12 protein-coding genes are annotated in these 18,692 nt (G+C 64.0%); 10 read left to right on the top strand and 2 right to left on the bottom strand.

From position 1 onward, the window contains the following. The first annotated feature begins 1 nt into the window (after position 1). Genes CXK91_RS01500 through CXK91_RS01485 form a run of 4 tightly spaced genes read left to right on the top strand, consistent with a single transcriptional unit; the run spans position 2 to position 4,865 of the window. Positions 2-1,249: an NAD(P)/FAD-dependent oxidoreductase gene (locus tag CXK91_RS01500; RefSeq protein ID WP_103454643.1), complete on the top strand. Its 1,248-nt coding sequence runs from the start codon at positions 2-4 to the stop codon at positions 1,247-1,249. 11 nt (positions 1,250-1,260) lie between these two features. Next, positions 1,261-2,061, top strand: a complete 801-nt coding sequence (locus CXK91_RS01495) for a DUF1365 domain-containing protein (RefSeq protein ID WP_272887466.1) — start codon at positions 1,261-1,263, stop codon at positions 2,059-2,061. Beyond that, on the top strand, positions 2,048-3,337 hold the full coding sequence (locus CXK91_RS01490; RefSeq protein WP_103454641.1) for an SAM-dependent methyltransferase: 1,290 nt from the start codon (positions 2,048-2,050) through the stop codon (positions 3,335-3,337). The genes CXK91_RS01495 and CXK91_RS01490 overlap by 14 nt, the downstream gene beginning before the upstream one ends. A 31-nt stretch (positions 3,338-3,368) precedes the next feature. Further along, positions 3,369-4,865 (top strand): methyl-accepting chemotaxis protein, encoded by a 1,497-nt coding sequence (locus CXK91_RS01485; RefSeq protein WP_103454640.1) that lies wholly within the window; start codon positions 3,369-3,371, stop codon positions 4,863-4,865. Between the two features lie 15 nt (positions 4,866-4,880). Here the strand turns inward: CXK91_RS01485 and CXK91_RS01480 are convergent, their stop codons facing one another. Then, the gene (locus CXK91_RS01480) at positions 4,881-6,218 is read right to left on the bottom strand and encodes a coproporphyrinogen III oxidase (protein ID WP_103454639.1); all 1,338 of its coding nucleotides are present in this window, start codon (positions 6,216-6,218) and stop codon (positions 4,881-4,883) included. A 254-nt stretch (positions 6,219-6,472) separates the two neighbouring features. Here CXK91_RS01480 and CXK91_RS01475 point away from each other — a divergent pair, with 254 nt between their 5' ends. The 5 genes from CXK91_RS01475 (at position 6,473) to CXK91_RS01455 (ending at position 13,376) form a co-directional block, all read left to right on the top strand. Then, positions 6,473-7,231 carry an SIR2 family NAD-dependent protein deacylase gene (locus tag CXK91_RS01475; RefSeq protein WP_103454638.1) on the top strand — a complete coding sequence of 253 codons (759 nt, stop codon included), beginning with the start codon at positions 6,473-6,475 and terminating at the stop codon, positions 7,229-7,231. Between the two features lie 429 nt (positions 7,232-7,660). Beyond that, on the top strand, positions 7,661-10,219 hold the full coding sequence (nirB, locus tag CXK91_RS01470; RefSeq protein ID WP_103454637.1) for a nitrite reductase large subunit NirB: 2,559 nt from the start codon (positions 7,661-7,663) through the stop codon (positions 10,217-10,219). Continuing rightward, positions 10,219-10,602 carry a nitrite reductase small subunit NirD gene (nirD, locus tag CXK91_RS01465; RefSeq protein WP_103454636.1) on the top strand — a complete coding sequence of 128 codons (384 nt, stop codon included), beginning with the start codon at positions 10,219-10,221 and terminating at the stop codon, positions 10,600-10,602. Before nirB ends, nirD begins: the two co-directional genes overlap by 1 nt. Positions 10,603-10,782: 180 nt before the next feature. Next, positions 10,783-11,595, top strand: a complete 813-nt coding sequence (locus tag CXK91_RS01460) for a formate/nitrite transporter family protein (protein ID WP_103454635.1) — start codon at positions 10,783-10,785, stop codon at positions 11,593-11,595. Positions 11,596-11,654: 59 nt separating this feature from the next. Then, positions 11,655-13,376 (top strand): bifunctional protein-serine/threonine kinase/phosphatase, encoded by a 1,722-nt coding sequence (locus tag CXK91_RS01455; protein WP_103454987.1) that lies wholly within the window; start codon positions 11,655-11,657, stop codon positions 13,374-13,376. Between the two features lie 3 nt (positions 13,377-13,379). Here the strand turns inward: CXK91_RS01455 and CXK91_RS01450 are convergent, their stop codons facing one another. Then, complete coding sequence (locus CXK91_RS01450; protein ID WP_103454634.1) at positions 13,380-15,326, bottom strand: DEAD/DEAH box helicase; 1,947 nt, start codon at positions 15,324-15,326, stop codon at positions 13,380-13,382. Between the two features lie 208 nt (positions 15,327-15,534). On the opposite strand from CXK91_RS01450, the gene CXK91_RS01445 reads away from it, so the two are divergent. Then, positions 15,535-18,522, top strand: a complete 2,988-nt coding sequence (locus CXK91_RS01445) for a PAS domain-containing protein (protein WP_103454633.1) — start codon at positions 15,535-15,537, stop codon at positions 18,520-18,522. Positions 18,523-18,692: the final 170 nt, after the last annotated feature.

The raw sequence follows: 18,692 nt of genomic DNA, 5'->3' as shown, positions 1-18,692 counted from the left end.
CATGAAGATTGCCATCATCGGCAGCGGTATTGCCGGACTTACCTGTGCGCATCTGCTGTCCCGTCAGCACCAGATCGCGGTGTTCGAATCGGCCAGCTGGATCGGTGGCCACACCCATACCGTGGATGTCCGTGTGCACGGCCAGGACTATGCGGTGGACACCGGCTTCATCGTCTTCAACGATTGGACCTATCCCAACTTCATCAAGCTGCTGGGTCAACTCGGGGTGCGTTACAAAGCAACCGAGATGAGCTTTTCGGTGAGCAATCCGCTAAGTGATCTTGAGTACAACGGGCACGACCTGAACACCCTGTTCGCCCAGCGCAGCAATCTGTTGTCGCCACCCTTCTGGGGCATGATCCGCGACATCCTGCGCTTCAACCGCGAGGCGCTGGACGACTACCAGAGCGGCCGTATCGGCGCCCACGTCACGCTGGGCACCTATCTAGAGCTAGGCCGCTACAGCCAACGCTTCATCGATCACTACATCGTGCCGATGGGCGCGGCAATCTGGTCGATGCCGCTGGCCGACATGCTGGAATTTCCAGTCGATTTCTTCATCCGTTTTTTCAAGAACCACGGGCTGCTTTCAGTGAGTGATCGCCCGCAATGGTACGTCGTCGAAGGCGGCTCCAGCGCCTATGTATCGCCACTGACCAAGGGCTTCAGCCAGCACATCCGCCTCAATTGCCCGGTGTTCGAAGTACTGCGCGACGCGCATGGCGTGACGATCCATAGCCCGGCGGGCGCAGAGCGATTCGACAAGGTCATCTTCGCCTGCCACAGCGATCAGGCCCTGCGCCTGCTGGCCGAACCGCGTGCAGCCGAGAGGGACATCCTTGGCGCCATCGGCTATGCCAGTAATGACGTGGTACTGCATACCGACACTCGCCTGCTGCCCAAGCGTCGCCGTGCCTGGGCCAGCTGGAATTACCGCCTTGGTGGACCGAGCGAGCAGCAGGCCGCGGTGACCTACAACATGAATATCCTGCAGGGCATCGACGCCCCCGAGACCTTCTGTGTCAGCCTCAATCAGACCGAGGCCATTGACCCGGAACAAATCCTCGCACGCTTCACCTATGACCACCCGCAATACAGCCTGGCCGGCATTGCCGCCCAGGCCCGCGCCGACGAGTTGCTCGGTGCGCGCCATAGCTACTTCTGTGGTGCCTACTGGGGCAACGGCTTCCACGAAGATGGCGTGGTCAGTGCCCTGCGTGTCGCTGCCGCGTTCGGAGAAACCCTGTGAGCAGCGCCGTGTTGCACAGCGCGCTGTATCTCGGCTGGGTGCAGCATCGGCGCTTCGCTCCACGCGTCCACGCGTTCAGCTATCGCATGGGGCTGCTGTACCTCGATCTAGCCGAACAGGACGCCGTTTTCGGGCTCTCGCCGCTGAGTGGCCGAGCGCGCTTCGCGCCGTTCTCCTTCCGTGAGCGCGACTACCTGCCGCAATACACCCGCCAGGGCATTGCGCTGGCAGATGCGGTTCGCCAGCGCGTTTCCGAGGCCCTCGGCCGGCCGGTCACCGGCGCCGTGCGTGTGCTGACCCAGCCGCGCAGCTGGGGGCTGTGTTTCAACCCGGTCAGCTTCTTCTATTGCTTCGACGAGCAGGAGCAGCTGACGGCGGTGCTCTGCGAAGTCAGCAACACGCCCTGGCGCGAGCGCTACCACTACGTGCTGCCGGCCAGTGGCAATCGCAACCTGCGCTGCACGGTGGCGAAGACCTTCCACGTCTCGCCGTTCCTGCCTGGCGAACTGGAATACCGCATGCGCTTTAACCAGCCGGGACGGCGCATCGGCGTGCATATGGAGGACTGGCAAGGCGAGCAGAAGCTTTTCGACGCCACCCTTGGTCTGGACCGTCAGGCGCTGACTTCCGGCACCGTGCACCGCTACCTGCTCAACTTTCCCTGGATGACAGCCAAGACCTTGCTCGCCATCTACTGGCAAGCGTTGCGCCTGCTACTCAAGCGCACCCCGATCTTCCCCCACCAACCCACCACCTCAGCGTACGGCCTGGCCATCACGCAACGCACCGGAGCCCGCCATGAAGAGCCCTAGCCTGACTGTCAAAGCCCACCCGCTGGCCGGTATGGGTCTTACCAGCAGCCTGCTGCGCCGCACCGTGCTGCGGCAGCTGGACAAGCTGCGCCATGGCCAGCTGACGCTGAAGTTCGGTGGCGAGTGCCGGCTGTTCGGTGACCTCGCAAGCTCGCTGCAGGCCGAAATCAATGTGGTAGACGACGCGGCCTGGGGTCTGATCGCCGCTCGCGGCTCGATAGGCGCCGGCGAAGCCTACATTCATGGCTACTGGCACAGCCCGGACCTGACTGCGGTGATCCGCCTGTTCGTCGCAAATATGGATGTGTTGGATAACATCGAACGCGGCAGCCTGGCGTTGTTTGGCCAACCGGTGATCAAGGCGCTGCACTGGCTCAACCGCAACACCCGCACCGGGTCGCAACGCAACATCGCCGCGCATTACGACCTGGGCAACGAGCTGTTCGAGCAGTTTCTCGACCCGACCATGATGTACTCGGCGGCGATGTTCGCCACACCCGAACAGGATCTGGAACAGGCCCAACTGCACAAGCTCGAGCGCATCTGCGAAAAGCTTGACCTGCAGCCCGAGGATCATTTGCTGGAAATCGGCACCGGCTGGGGCAGCATGGCGCTCTATGCCGCAACCCACCGTGGCTGCCGGGTGACCACCACCACGCTGTCGCGCGAGCAGTTCGCCTACACCCAGCGGCGTATTGAAGAACAGGGCCTGCAGGACCGCATCACCCTGCTGCTCAAGGACTATCGCGACCTCGATGGCGAGTTCGACAAACTGGTCTCCATCGAGATGATCGAAGCCGTTGGCCACGATTTCCTGCCCAGCTATTTCCGCCAATGCGCACGCCTGCTCAAAAAAGACGGGCTGATGCTGCTGCAAGCCATCACCATTCGCGACCAGCGCTACGAACAGGCGCGCCGCAGCGTCGACTTCATCCAGCGCTACATCTTCCCCGGCGGCGCGCTGCCCTCGCTGCAACGCATGCTCAACGTCGTCTCCCAAGACACCGACATGAACCTGCTGCACATGGAGGACTTCGGCGAGCACTACGCGCGCACCCTGCGCCTGTGGCACGAAAACTTCCGCCTCGCCCGCGGCGAGCTGGAGCGCCACGGTTACGACGACTATTTCTATCGGCTCTGGGAGTTCTACCTGTGCTACTGCGAAGGCGGATTTCTCGAACGCGCCATCGGCACCGCACAGCTGCTGCTGGCCAAACCGGGCGCTCGTCGGAAACCGCTCTACGACGGGTCAAGTGGCTCGAGTGCAAGCCGCTAACAGCCTTGCGTAACTTCACCCGGAGCACCCCATGAACACCGAAAGCGTCACGCTGCAAGCGCATTACCTCAAGGCCGATCGCATCATGCTGGGTGTGATCTGGTTTCTGGTGATCTATTCCTTCGGAGTAGCGGCGTTTTATGACACCTGGGCACAGGCGTTGGTCATCGGCGGGCTGACTGGCGTTGCAGTAACGGCGCTTTACCTGCTTATCCCTGGCCAGCGCCTGCTGCGTTGCCTGATTGGCGCGGCGTTCATGGTGCTCTCCGCTCTGCATATCAACCAGGCCCACGGCATGCTGGAAATGCACTTCGGCATCTTCGCGCTGCTGGCATTTTTGGTTTATTACCGTGACTGGCTGCCCATCGTCGTCGCCGCGCTGACAATCGCCGTTCACCATCTGAGCTTCTTTGCACTGCAGCAGCAAGGCACTGGCGTGTTCCTGATGCCCGATGGCAACTGGGGCGAAGTATTCCTGCACGCGTTCTACGTGGTACTCGAAAGCGCGATCCTGATCTATCTGGCGATCCGTGCCGCCGCCGAAGCCCGTGAGGGCGAAGCGCTGCTCGGCGCTGCTGCCGCCATCACCGCACATCCCGACCGCATCGACCTGAGCTATCGCAGCAAGGCCACTGGCCCGGTCACCCAGCGTTTCAATCACCTGCTCGATCAACTGGGCGAGCTGGTCGGATCGGTGGTGCGCGACACCGCCGGCTTGGGCGGAACTGCCGCAAACCTGAGCGAAGCGACTCGCCAGCTGCGTGATGGTGCCAGCCGCCAGCTGGATGAAACGGCTTACATGGTCGAAGCCATGCAACAGATGACCGTGGCCATCAATGACGTTGCCGGCCACGCCGATCGCGCTGCTCAGGCAGCACAAGGCGCCAGCCAGAAGGCCGGACAGGGGCGTAATGCGGTCAGCGGTGTCCGCGGCGAAATCAGCTGCCTTGCCGAACATATCGAAGGCACCGACCGTGTGGTCCGGGATCTAGCGGCACAATCGGAACAGATCGACCGCGTGCTGGAGGTCATTCGCACCATCGCCGATCAGACCAACCTACTCGCACTCAACGCCGCCATCGAGGCAGCGCGGGCTGGCGAACAGGGCCGAGGTTTTGCCGTAGTTGCCGACGAAGTGCGCAATCTCGCGCAGAAAACCGCGGCTTCGACCACCGAGATCCAGGGCATCATCAGTCGTCTGCAGCAAGGCAGTCGCAAAGCGACCGAGGCGATGCAGAACAGCCGCGATAGCGTTGCCCGCTGTGTAAATAGCAGCCAGGACACCACTTCACTATTGGACGCCATCGCCAGCGAGATCGAGAGCATCAGCCAGATGAACGAGAAGATCGCCGCAGCGACCCACCAGCAGACGGCGGTTTCAGCCGATATGGGGCGTCATTTACAGAGTGTCCAACAAGTTGCCGAGCGTAACGCCGGTGACGCCAGCCAGCTGGACAGCGACGGCCGGCAGCTGCACGAGCTGGCCGGTCGCCTGGGCAATCTGAGCGGCCGTTTCACAGTGCGCTGAAGTCGTCGCTTAGGCTCAGCGAAGCCAGCCGTGGCCTACTGAATTGCCAGTCGCCATAGCACTGGGCCGGTTGAACGCCTCACACACCGCGGCAACCAGCAGCCGCGCTTGCGGAGGAATTGCCAACCCGTTTTCTCCCAGCACGATTACACCGTCGATGTGCAACTGCCTTAGCGTTGCCCAGTGCTGGGCGTAATGCTGCCGCACGTCCACACCGCTTTGCAGGCTGAGCGCATCGAAGTCCAGTTCGAAGGTGCAGAGCAAGCGCTCGATCAGCCTGCTATGCAGCGGGTCGACGTGGCTCGCGTGCAGGCCGCAGCTGCTGGGTAACTGGCCCTGATCGAGTGCCTGCTGATAGGTCTGGACGGTGCTGGCGTTCTGGCAGAACAATCCACCGATCCGGCTGATGGCGCCGACGCCCAACCCCAGATGATCGCAGTCACCATGCGGCGTGTAGCCGAGGACATCGTGATGCAGCGCGCCTATTTCCTGTGCCATGGCCAGGTCATCGTGCGGCAGGACGAACTTGCCTAATCCGATATAGCGATAGCCGGCCGCGTTCAGCTGCTCGACTCCATGCCGGTACATCGCCAGTGTGTCGGCAACCGAGGCCAGACCGAGCCGTGCACCACCTGGCGAGGCCCCTGATGTGACGTCGCGGTAGTCGAACATCGTGACCTGATCGGGCGCCAATTCGATGATCGAGGCAAGCTTGCGTGCAAAGCTCGCAGGCGTCTGCCATGACCTGCCATAGCCGAGATCAAGGTTTACCGAGCGGTAGTGCAATGCGTGCGCTGCCTCGATCACCGCACGGATGCGCGCCGAGCTGCGGAAATACTCCACCGTTGCGCCATCATCGGCTCGCAAATCCGGCACGGCGACGCTGAGCTGATTGAAGCCAAGCTCATGCAGGGCGCCAATCAGGGGCCAGTCGACGTGAGCGAGTTCTACCTCGGCAGTAAAACTGCCTGCGCAAGGATCGGCAAAACTGAACCGCGTCTTGAGCAGCGTTACCAACCTCCGCAGCGCCTCTATACCCAGAGTGCCGGCGCTCAGCCGCAGCTGCTCGACTTGCTGCATTGGCCCAACATGACAACCGAGCTGTTCGATCTCGCGTTCCAAGCGCAACTGATAGGCTGTTGCTTCGCCGGGCTTCAATTCCGCGCCGTCTGGCTGGTGGATCGCGATGGAAAGCGAGCGCCCCGCCCGGCGGCTTTCACGTAGCGCACGCAGCAAGTCCAGTGGTGCGATACGGTCGCTGAAATCAACCGCGGTCGGATAGCTGCAATGCAGTTGCCCGACTTGTCCGTAGCGTTGTACCAGGCTGTCGTCCCAGTCCACTGAGCCAAGCATAAGCGCCTCCCGGCATCGAATATCGCTTCTATTGCTGTACGGGGCATCATCCGCGAGCCACTGCCGATGACGTTGACGTCCGTCAAGTAGGTGACAGATGGCCAAGACGAGCGGCTAAACGGTCAGAACTTCGACGCTGAGAAAGACAGCCCTTCAAGAACACGTCCATCGAGCGCATTCGCTCAACAGACGCTTTGTAAAAGCTGGCAGCGCGATGGTATTGATAGCCAGCCATCCCTGATCCGGAGCCGCTCGTGATTCCTGCTTCCCTGATTTGCGCCCTGCGCGCGGCGCGCCACGTAGTCGTATTCACCGGCGCCGGCGTTTCCGCCGAAAGCGGCATTCCGACCTTCCGCGATGCGCTGACCGGTTTATGGGAGCGCTTCGATCCCAGCGAGCTGGCCACGCCCGAGGCCTTCCGCCGTGATCCGCCAATGGTATGGGGGTGGTACGAATGGCGGCGCATGCGCGTGCTGCAGTCCCAGCCGAACCCTGCTCACCTGGCCATCGCCGAACTGGCGCACCATGTACCGCAACTAACGCTGATCACGCAGAACGTCGATGACCTGCACGAACGTGCCGGTAGCCAGAACGTGATCCACCTGCATGGCAGCCTGCATCAGCCGCGCTGCTTCGCCTGCGCCCGTGAGCCAGCCGAGCCACTGCCAGATGCCGACGAGCCCGAAGGCGGTCGTCGCCTCGAGCCACCCCGTTGCAGCCACTGCGGCGGACGGCTGCGGCCCGGCGTCGTCTGGTTCGGCGAGAGTCTGCCCATCGCTGCACTCAATGCCGCGTTCCAGGCGGCTGGCGAATGCGACCTGTTGCTGTCGGTCGGCACCTCCGGCGTGGTGTACCCCGCTGCAGAGGTGCCGCATCGGGCGCGTGACGCCGGAGCCACCGTGGTGCATATCAATCCGCACGGCGAACCGACTGCAGACAACCGCGAACATCTGCTCGCCCTGCCCGCTGGCAAGGCACTACCCGAATTGCTCCGCGAGGCGTTTGGCGGCTGATAGTGCGCATTCCCTAGCCCGCCCCAATGCGGGGAGCGCCCTCGCTCCACCGCACCGTTCTGGTTCAACTCTGATTCGATCTGGCCTCACAACCGACGCTGACTCGGTCTGCGGCCTAACCCTCGATGCCCCGCAACACCGCGCCATCACGCGCCTGACTACCGGGAAAAACGCTCATCTGAACAAGCTGGCATACAACCTGCAGTCTTCCTCGCAACACCTGCCGCGTCGCGGCAGGTCGTCCCAAACGGTCAGCGGCGACCGTCAAGCCAACAGGCGCGGGACCGGGTGCAGCAGGCAACGAGGCCTGATCGACCACCCCACACACCACTAATTACCAGGCAAAGGCGCCTGGAGCTGATACCAGCTCCAGGCGCCTTTTTGCGTTTTGCCGGCCACGTGCCGCAGCAGCTCGACTGAGGAAAGGCCATGAGTTCTACCGTCACTCCGCTCACGCTCGAAAAACTGGTCATCGTCGGCAACGGCATGGTCGGTCACCACTGCATCGAACAGCTGATCGAGCGCGGTGCCCTCACGCGCTACGAGCTGCATGTGTTCGGCGAGGAGCGCCAGCGCGCCTACGACCGCGTGCACCTGTCCGAATACTTCGGCGGCCGCGATGCCGAGTCGCTGGCCATGTGCGATGCCGACTACTACAGCAGCCACGGCGTCTACACCCATCTGGGCGTACAGGTGCTGGGCATCGACCGCGAGCGCAAGGAAGTCGTTACCAGTGCCGGCCGCCAGCCCTACGACCAACTGATTCTTGCCACCGGCTCCTACCCCTTCGTGCCACCGATCACCGGTGCCGAAGGCAGCGCGCGGCTGGTCTACCGCACCCTCGACGACCTTGATGCGATTCGTGCGGCCGCCAGCGGCGCCACGCGCGGTGTGGTGGTTGGTGGCGGTCTGCTCGGCCTGGAAGCGGCCAACGCGCTGAAATCGCTCGGTCTGGAAGCCCATGTCGTCGAATTCGCCCCGCGCCTGATGCCAGTGCAGCTGGACGGCGAAGGCGGTGCGGCATTGAAGGCCCGCATCGAGTCGCTCGGCGTCGGCGTGCACCTGTCGCGCGCCACTCAGGAAATTGTCGCCGGCGAGGACTACGCCTGGCGGATGAACTTCACCGATGGCGAATTCCTCGAAACCGACCTGATTGTGTTTTCCGCCGGCATCCGCCCGCAGGACGCCCTCGGCCATGTCGCGGATCTGGAGATTGCTCCGCGCGGCGGCATCGTGATCGACAGCGAATGCCGCACCTCGGACCCGGCGATCTTCGCCATCGGCGAGTGCGCCAGCTGGAACGGCAGCGTGTTCGGCCTGGTTGCACCGGGCTACAGCATGGCGCGCAGTGTCGCCGCGCAGCTGGCCGAGGAACCGCACGAACTCTTCTACGGCGCCGACATGTCGACCAAGCTCAAGCTGCTTGGCGTGGATGTAGGATCCATCGGCGATGCCCATGGTGCCACGCCGGGCTCGCGCAGTTACCGCTTCATCGACGAGGCCACCGCCAGCTACCGCCGTTTGGTGGTATCCGCCGATGGCAAGACCGTGCTCGGCGCGGTACTGGTCGGCGACAACAGCTACTACGACACCCTGCTGCAGTATGCGCAGAACGGCATCAAGCTGCCGGCCGACCCGTCCGCGCTGATCCTGCCGCAGACCGAAGGCGCTCCGACCCTTGGCCCGGACGCCCTGCCGGCCAGCGCGACCATCTGTTCCTGTCACAACGTCAGCAAGGGCGCGGTGTGCTGCCAGGTCGATGCCGGCGTCACCGACCTCGGTGAGCTCAAGGCCGCGACCAAGGCGGCTACCGGCTGCGGCGGTTGCAACGCCCTGCTCAAGCTGGTGTTCGATTCCGAGCTGGCGGCGCGCGGCGTGGCGGTGGACAAGAGCCTCTGCGAGCACTTCGCCTACACCCGCCAGGAGCTCTACGGCATCGTCCGCGTCGAGGGCATCCAGAGCTTCGCCGAACTGCTGGCCAAGCACGGTCGCGGGCATGTCGGCTGCGACATCTGCAAGCCGACGGTGGGTTCAATCCTCGCCTCTTGCTGGAACCAGCCGATCACCGATCCGGCGCTGATTCCGCTGCAGGACACCAACGACACCTTCATGGCCAACATGCAGAAGAACGGCACCTACTCGGTGGTGCCGCGTATTCCCGGTGGCGAGATCACTCCCGAAGGGCTGATCGCCATCGGCCAGGTGGCGAAGAAATACGATCTTTACACCAAGATCACCGGCGGCCAGCGCATCGACCTGTTCGGCGCCCAGCTGCACGAGCTGCCGGACATCTGGGGCGAGCTGATCGCCGCCGGTTTCGAGACCGGTCACGCCTACGGCAAGAGCCTGCGTACGGTGAAATCCTGCGTCGGCAGCACCTGGTGCCGTTACGGCGTGCAGGACAGCGTCGGCATGGCACTGCGCCTGGAGGACCGCTACAAGGGCCTGCGTGCACCACACAAGATCAAGTTCGCCGTATCCGGTTGTACCCGCGAATGCGCCGAGGCGCAGAGCAAGGACATCGGCGTGATCGCCACCGACAAGGGCTGGAACCTCTATGTCTGCGGCAACGGCGGTATGCGCCCGCGGCATGCCGAGCTGTTCGCCACCGACCTCGACGACGAAGCGCTGATACGCACCATCGACCGCGTGCTGATGTTCTACGTACGCACCGCAGACAAGCTGCAGCGCACCTCGGTCTGGCGCGAGAGCCTGGAAGGCGGCCTGGACTACCTGAAGGCAGTCATCCTCGACGACAGCCTGGGTCTGGCCGCCGAGCTGGAAAGCCAGATGCAGCAGGTGGTCGATAGCTACCAGTGCGAATGGGCCAACGCCATCAGCGATCCGGAAAAGCTCAAGCGCTTCCGCACCTTCGTCAACGACGGGCGCGGCGACCCCGACATCCACTTCGTCAAGGAGCGCGGCCAGCGTCGGCCGGTGCGCGCCAGCGAACTTCACCTGATTCCCCTTACCCAGGAGGTGCTCTGATGAGCCAGTCCAACGTCGTTCGTCTCGACTCCCGTTCAACCGCACCAGCGGTCTGGCAGGTGCTGTGCAGCCGCGCCGATTTGGTCGCCAATTCCGGTGTGGTGGCCTGGCACGAAGGCGCCCAGGTGGCGCTGTTTCACCTGCCCGATAACGCCGAAGGCGAGCAGCTGTTCGCCATCGACAACCGCGACCCCAAGTCTGGCGCCAACGTGATCGGCCGCGGCATCGTCGGCAACCTCAAGGGTGAGCTTGTGATCGCTTCGCCGTTGTACAAGCAGCATTTCCGCCTGCAGGACGGCAGTTGCATGGAATACCCCGAACAAAGCCTGCGCGTCTGGCCGGTGCGCCTGGAGGGCGACGTGGTGCAAATCGCCGCCGGCTGATTGCCAACGTTTACTCGCGCGGCTCCCCGCTCCCAAACCGCACCGATCCATCGGAGCGGTCTTGACCGCGACCGAGCCTTCAGCAACGCCCAACGCTTCGCCCCGCAACCTGACAACGCCCAGCCAGCCCCGGTACGACCGCCGGGGCCGGCCTTCCATTGCCAATAAAGAGATTCCGCCATGTCCTACATAGTCCCTGCCGAGTTCGTCACCAAGATGGTGGACGCCGGCGAATCGAAGATCTTCATGTCCACCCGCGACACGCTGATCCGCGCCTTCATGGCTGGCGCCATCCTCTCCCTCGCCGCGGTGTTCGCCGTAGCCGTTACCGTGCAGACCGGCTCGCCGTTGGTTGGCGCGATGCTGTTCCCGGTGGGTTTCATCATGCTTTACCTGATGGGCTTCGACCTGCTCACCGGGGTATTCATGCTCACCCCGCTGGCCCTGCTCGACCGCCGTCCTGGCGTGACCGTGAATGGCATTCTGCGCAACTGGGGCTGGGTATTTCTCGGCAACTTCGCCGGCGCGCTGGTGGTCGCCTTCATGATGGCCTTCGTCTTTACCATGGGCTTTTCCACCGACCCGGGGCCAATCGGCGAGAAGATCTCGCACATCGGTGAGGACCGCACCCTGGGCTACGCCGAGTTCGGCGCGGCCGGTTGGGCGACCATCTTCCTGCGCGGCATGCTGTGCAACTGGATGGTGTCGATGGGCGTGGTCGGCGCGATGATCTCCACCTCGGTCAGCGGCAAGGTGATCGCCATGTGGATGCCGATCATGCTGTTCTTTTTCATGGGCTTCGAGCATTCGGTGGTGAACATGTTTCTGTTCCCCTCGGCGATGATCATGGGCGGCGACTTCTCGGTGATGGATTACATGGTCTGGAACGAAATCCCCACCGCACTGGGCAATCTGGTCGGCGGCCTGGCCTTCACCGGCCTCACGCTCTACACCACCCATGTGCGCACCGCACCCAAGCGCGCCGTCTACTGACCCTGGAGTGAACGAAGGCCCCGGTTCGCACGCGCGCCGGGGCTTTTGCGCAGATGAAGATGCCCAGCCAACTCGCCATTTCCCTCGGCCAGCACTCGGACCGCGGGCGCAAGCCGGCCAACCAGGACTTTCACGGCGCCTGCGTGCCCACTGACGCCCAGCTCGCCAGCAAGGGCATCGCCATTGCGCTGGCCGATGGCATAAGCAGCAGCGACGTCAGCCATGTCGCCAGCGAAACCGCGGTGGCGAGCTTTCTTTCCGACTACTTTTGCACCTCCGACGCCTGGTCGGTGAAGCAGTCGGCGCAGCGGGTGCTGGTGGCGATCAATTCCTGGCTGCATGCGCAGACCCGCCACAGCCCGCACCGCTATGACCGCGACCGCGGCTATGTCTGCACCTTCAGCGCGCTGGTGCTCAAGTCCGCCAGCGCGCACCTGTTCCACGTCGGCGATGCGCGCATCTATCGACTGCGCGACGGCGGCCTCGAACAACTGACCGAAGATCACCGCGTGCGCGTGTCGGCGGACACCAGCTACCTCGGCCGAGCGCTGGGCATCGACCGGCACCTGGAGATCGACTACCGCACTCTGCCGCTGGCGGCCGGCGATCTGTTCCTGCTCGCCACCGATGGCGTCTACGAGCACATCGGCGCACGGGAGGTGGCGCAGCTCGTTGCCGAGCATGGCGACGACCTCGACCTGGCGGCGCGACGGATCGTCGAGCTGGCATTGGCCAACGGCAGCGACGACAACCTCACCGCACAGCTGGTGCGCATCGACAGCCTGCCGGAGCAGGCTGTCGACGATGTGCAGCGGCAGCTCGGCGAACTGGCGCTGCCGCCACTGCTGGAGCCGCGCATGCAGTTCGACGGCTATCGCATCGTTCGCGAGCTGCATGTCAGCAGCCGCAGCCATGTGCATCTGGCCGTCGACGAAGCCAGCGGCGCCACCGTGGTACTGAAGACGCCGTCGATGGATCTGCGTGGCGACCCCGCCTATCTGGAGCGCTTCCTCCTGGAAGAGTGGATCGCCCGCCGCCTGGACAACCCCCATGTGGTCAAGGCCTGTCCGCCACCACGGCAGCGCCGCTACCTGTACACGGTCAGCGAATTCATCGATGGCCAGACGCTGGCGCAATGGATGCTGGACCACCCAGCGCCGGACCTGGAAACCGTGCGCGGCATCGTCGAGCAGATCGCTCGCGGCCTGCGTGCCTTCCACCGCCTGGAAATGCTGCACCAGGACCTGCGCCCGCAGAACCTGATGATCGACGCCACCGGCACGCTGAAGCTCATCGACTTCGGCTCGACCCGTGTCGCCGGGCTCGCCGAACGCAACGCGCCGGGCACGCAGGACAACCTGCTCGGCACCGCGGCCTATACCGCACCGGAGTATTTTCTCGGCGAAGCCGGCACGCCGCGCTCGGATCAATTCTCCCTTGCGGTGATCGCCTATCAGCTGCTCAGCGGTCGCTTGCCCTATGGCGCCGACGTCGCCAGGGCGCGCACCACTGCAGCGCAGAAACGCCTGTGCTATCAGCCGCTACGCCATGCGCAGCGCGATATTCCAGCGTGGATCGACGAAGTGCTGGGCAAGGCACTGCATCCCGATCCGGCGCGGCGCTATGCCGAGCTGTCGGAGTTCGTCTTCGAGCTGCGCCAGCCCAACCCGGCGTTTCTCAACCGGGCCCGCCCGCCGTTACTCGAGCGCAACCCGCTGCTGTTCTGGAAGGGCCTGTCGCTGCTGCTGGCCGGTACAGTAGTTGCGCTGCTGTTGCGTTGACGCCTAGCCACGCCGCGCCAGGCGCTCGGTGGCGCCCTGGGCCCTGCGCGTGTACCAGAACACCCGGCTGACGCCGCGGGTGATCGCCACATAGCCCAGGCGCAGGCTTTCATCGGCCATGGCCTGGTCATAGCTGTTGCGGAAGAAGCCCGAGTAGGTATACAGCGCGTTGCGCAACGGGTGCGGCTGAACCGGCGCGCAGTCGTCGACGATGATCGCCACTTCGGCCTGCAGCCCCTTGGCGCGGTGGATGGTGTAGGCCTTGACCGGCAGCTTGCGGTCCAGCTGCGCCTGAATGGTCCGCAGCGGCTCGTTACGCCGGCTGAGCAACAGCACCGCGGTGCGTTCGCGGCTTTGCCGTTCGGCCACATGGGCACATTGCGCAGTGATCGCCTCGATCAGGTTCGGCAGCCCCCTGTTCAGGTCGAAACCGGTGACCAGCTTTACCCCGTGGTCGCCCGGCAGCGTCGGCTTGCATGGCCGGCTGGTCTTGGCCTGCTTGAACTGCACGCCGGCCAGCACCGCCTCGCCATCGCGAATCACCGGCTCGATGGAGCGGTAGTTTGTTTCCAGCAGCAGCGTCTCGCTGCCCTTGGCGCCGCGCCGCGGAAAGTACTTGTCGAAGTCCATGAACAACTCCGGCGAACTGCCGCGCCAGCCGTAGATCGACTGCCAATCGTCACCGATGGCCATCAGGCTTGGGCTGCTCTTCTGTCGCGCCAGCTGGCGATGCAGCGCTTGCAGCCATTGGACGATCTGCGGGGAAATGTCCTGGAATTCGTCGATCAGCAGGTGCTCGAACGGCGCAAGGCTGGCCTGCGGCACATCCGTGCCCGAGACCAAACGCTCGGTGAGCTGTTGAAAGGCCTCGTTGAAGGTCATCAGCCCCTGCTCACCCAGCGCGGCCCTGAAGTAGCCATGGAAGCTCATCAGCGCTTCGACGAAATCTCGTTCGCGCGCCGCGCACTGCAGCCTGCCCGGCTGCAGCTGATCGATACGAATGCCGATGCTCTCGATAAAGCCTGCCTGGGCATAGAAGGCCTCGTACAGCGGCAGCGGCGTGAACTCGCCGGCCAGGGTGAAGGTATCGCCTGGCGCTTTCGGTGCGACGCGCCTGCCCTGCTCGGCTTCGGCCGGCGGCACGGGCAGATCGAGCAAGCGGTGCACTCGTTCGCGGAATGTCGCTTGTTCGGCGTAACACTGCTGATAGGCCTGTTTGAGCAGGCGAGTTTGCGCGGGACGCAGGCGCGCGGAGGCCAACGGGTTGTCCGGTTCGTCCGCCGCGGCGGCCTTGTCGTCCAGCTGCTCGAACCACACCGGCCGATTCAAGACCTCGCGCGCAAGCTGCGCCATGGCCGAATGGAAGGTGCGCACGCACTGGCGCGCCTGCTGCGCATCGAACGGTACCTGCCAGAAGCCGAGCACCCGCACCAACTGTTCGCGCAGCTGCGCGCAGGAGGCGTTGGTGAACGAGATAACGGTCAGGCGCCCGGGCTCGACGCCCATGTGACAGAGCATGAACACCACGCGTAGCAACAAGGTGGTGGATTTGCCGGAGCCGGCACCGGCGAAGATTCGCGTCACCGGGCTGCGGCTGAGGATCATCGCCCACTGCTCCTCCGACGGCGCGCTGATGATGCCGGCAGTCACCGCCTGCTCGACGCGGTCGCGCATCACCTGAGCCTGTGCATCCTCAACTTTCAGCTGCGCTGCCGCGTAGATGCCCTGATTGGCCGGCTTGCGCGGTTTCGCCGCAGCGCATTTCGTACTGGCGGACTTGTTTTTGCCCCTACCTTTGCCGTTACCTGCCTTAGGCGCTTTGCCTTGGGCGGTTCGCCAGCGGCGAAACAACAGCTCATCCTCGTCGCGCAGATGAGCCGAGGTGCGTGGAAAACAGCGCTGCAGCACCCGGGCAACGAGGGACCTGTAGCGCTTGACTGCAGAAAGCATCCGAAAACTCACTGTGGCTCTTACATATCGTTGATATGGTACGGGTTTTCCCCTGTATTCTCGCCGCCGCAGCGACCAACAACAGCAAATCGATGCCGGGCGTCGAAGCGGCAAGACTTCCAGAGCAAACGGCTGTCCGAGCTGAAACAGCCCTTGGTTCGGATTACCCCAACGTGTCACTTCATCCAACCCGTTACGGATCGCTTTGATGGAACCGGCAGCCACCCCCTCGCCTGACGACTCGAGCCACATCTTTCTCCCAGACGGTGGTGAGCTCAGCGCGCTGATTCGCCGCTTCGACTGGTCGCAAACTGCGCTAGGGCCCCTGGCTGGCTGGCCATCGAGCCTGAAAACCGTCACCGCCATGCTGCTCCTTTCGCCGACCCCTATCGTGCTGCTCTGGGGCGAGCGCGGCATCATGATCTACAACGACGCCTACTCCGTGTTTGCTGGTAGCCGGCACCCGCAACTGCTGGGCTCTGAGGTACGCGAGGGTTGGCCGGAGGTCGCCGACTTCAACGACAACGTGATGAAGGTCGGCCTGGCCGGCGGCACCCTGTCATACAAGGACCAGGAGCTGGTGCTGTACCGCAACGGCCGCCCTGAGCGCGCCTGGATGAATCTGGACTATTCACCGGTATTCGATGACCTGGCGCAGCCGGCCGGCGTGATTGCCCTCGTCGTGGAAACCACCGAACGGGTAATGGCCGAGCGTGAGCTGCAAGGCCAGCAGGCACGCCTGCAAGAGATGTTCGAGCAGGCGCCCGGGCTGATGGCGATGCTGCGCGGCCCGGAGCACATCTTCGAAATGGCCAATCCGGCCTATCTGCGGGTGGTTGGCGAGCGGGACGTGATCGGCAAGCCGGTGCGCGAAGCGCTGCCGGAAGTCGAGCGTCAGGGTTTCATCGACATTCTTGACCGGGTCTACCGCAGCGGCACCGCCTTCGTCGGCTCCAGCATCCGTATCGGCTTGCAACGCATCCAGGGTGAAGCGGAGGAAGAGCGCCTGCTGGATTTCGTCTTCCAGCCGGTGACCGACGCCGATGGCAATGTCAGTGGCATCTTCGTCGAGGGCTACGATGTCACCGAACGTGCCGAGGCCGAACAGGCACTGCGCGAAAATGAGCAGCGCCTGCGTTTCCTCGATGCGTTAGCCAAGGAAACCGCTCGTAGCGTTGATGCCGATGCCATCCTGACGATCACCACACGCATGCTCGGCGAGCACTTAGCTCTATCGAGCTGCGCCTACGCCGACATGGACCCCGACCAGAACGGCTTCACCATCCGCGGCGACTGGGCCGCTCCGGGCTGCGTCAGCATCGTCGGACGCTACCGGCTGGAGGCGTTCGGCACACTCGCGGCAACCAAGCTGCGCGGCGGCGAAGCCTTCGTCAGTGCCGATCATTGCGCACAACTGCCGCCGGCCGACGCCGCCACCTTCCAGCAACTCGACATTGCCGCAACCATCTGCATGCCGCTGGTCAAGGAAGGGCGACTGACCGCCCTGATGGCCATTCACGACCGCGAGCCACGCGTCTGGAGTAGCTGCGAGCTGGCCTTGCTCACCGAAGTCGCCGACCGCTCATGGGCCCATATCGAGCGCGTGCGCTCGGCTGCCGCGGTCAGGCAGCGCGAGCAATGCTTTCTGGAACAGCTCGAAGCCAAAGTGGCAGAGCGCACAGCGGCCCTGGCCCGCAGCGAGGCCAATATCCGTGCGGTGCTGGAAACCTCTCACCTGTACAAGGCGATGCTCGCACCGAATGGCTCAATCCTCTATGTGAACGCCACCGCGCTGTCGGGCATCGAGGCGCGCTTCCACCAGCTGGCCGGCATACCGTTCTGGGAATCGCCATGGTTCACTGCAACCCCAGGGATGCCGGAAACAATAAAAGCGATGACCCTGCGCGTTGCTGCCGGCGGTACCGAGCACGTGACCATGACCCTGAACATGCCGAGCGGCACGCGCACGTTCGACTTTTCCATGCGCCCGGTGCTGGGTGACGACGGCAGCGTCGTTGCACTGGTCCCAGAAGCACTGGACATCAGCGAGCGCGTCGCTGCCGAGCAGGCGTTGCAGCAGCTGCACAAGATGGAAGCGCTAGGCAATCTCACCGGTGGCATCGCCCACGACTTCAACAATCTGCTGATGGCGGTGCTCGGCAGCCTGGAATTGCTGCGCCGGCGCATGCCAGCCGACCCTGCACTGCTGCGCTTGGTGGACAACGCCCGGGCCGGTGCCGAACGCGGCGCCTCGCTCACAGCGCGCATGCTCTCGTTCGCGCGCAAGCAGGAACTGCACAAGACACCTATCGACCTTCACCAGTTGATCGAGGGCATGCGCGCACTGCTGCTTAGCTCACTCGGCCCGACCATCCAGCTGGACGTCAACCTGCCGCAACACCTGGCACGGGTGAAGACCGATCCGAATCAATTGGAAACCGCCCTGCTCAACCTCGCCGGCAACGCACGCGACGCCATGGCTGGCGAAGGCCGCATTCTGCTGCAGGCCGAGGAACTGACGCTGACCAGCGAACAGAACGGCCTGGCTACCGGACGTTATGTTCGCCTCCAGGTCAGCGACAGCGGCGCGGGCATGGACCAGACGACGCTAAAGCGCGCGGTCGAACCATTCTTCACCACCAAGGGTGTCGGCAAGGGCACCGGCCTCGGGCTGTCTATGGTGCACGGTCTGGCCGAGCAATCCGGCGGGCGCCTGGTACTGCACAGCAGCCCAGGTGCAGGCACCACCGCCGCGATCTGGTTACCCGCGCTGGACGACACCGACCAGCAAGTCACTGGTCGGGCTTTCGCAGATAGCCCACCTCGGCGCACCGCAAAACCGCTAACGGTGCTGGCCGTCGATGACGATGAACTGGTGCTGTTTGGCACCGCCGGCATGCTTGAAGCCGCAGGGCACCACGTCATCACCGCTCGCTCAGCCAGCGAAGCGCTGGATCTGCTGCGCGTTGCTCAGGTAGACATGCTCATCACCGACCACGCGATGCCGCTTATGAGCGGCGCGCAATTGGCAGCCGTGGCACGGCAAAGTCGGCCGCACCTGCCTATTCTGCTGGTGTCCGGCTATGCCGAGCTGCCAGCCGCTGTGCCTGCGCTGCCATTGCGACGGCTGGCCAAACCATTCAGCCAGGGCGAACTTTTCGACGCCATCGAGCAGCTGCGCGCCGGCGGCGCCTGAGCAAGCTCGCACAGCGGGCACCGTCGCTGTTGGAAGTGGCCCCACGGGGCCCCTATCCACCGTAACCATCCCCCGCAATCCGCGGCACCATTCAACATCAAGCCCATTGCAGGTGGGCACCTCGAGAGCCCATCTTGCAGCAGCGGGATTGAAAACAGGCGCGGCGCCCC

The organism is Stutzerimonas stutzeri (assembly GCF_002909485.1).
GTDB classification, from domain to species: Bacteria; Pseudomonadota; Gammaproteobacteria; order Pseudomonadales; family Pseudomonadaceae; genus Stutzerimonas; species Stutzerimonas stutzeri_AH.
This window is presented reverse-complemented; position numbering and strand designations above follow the sequence as displayed.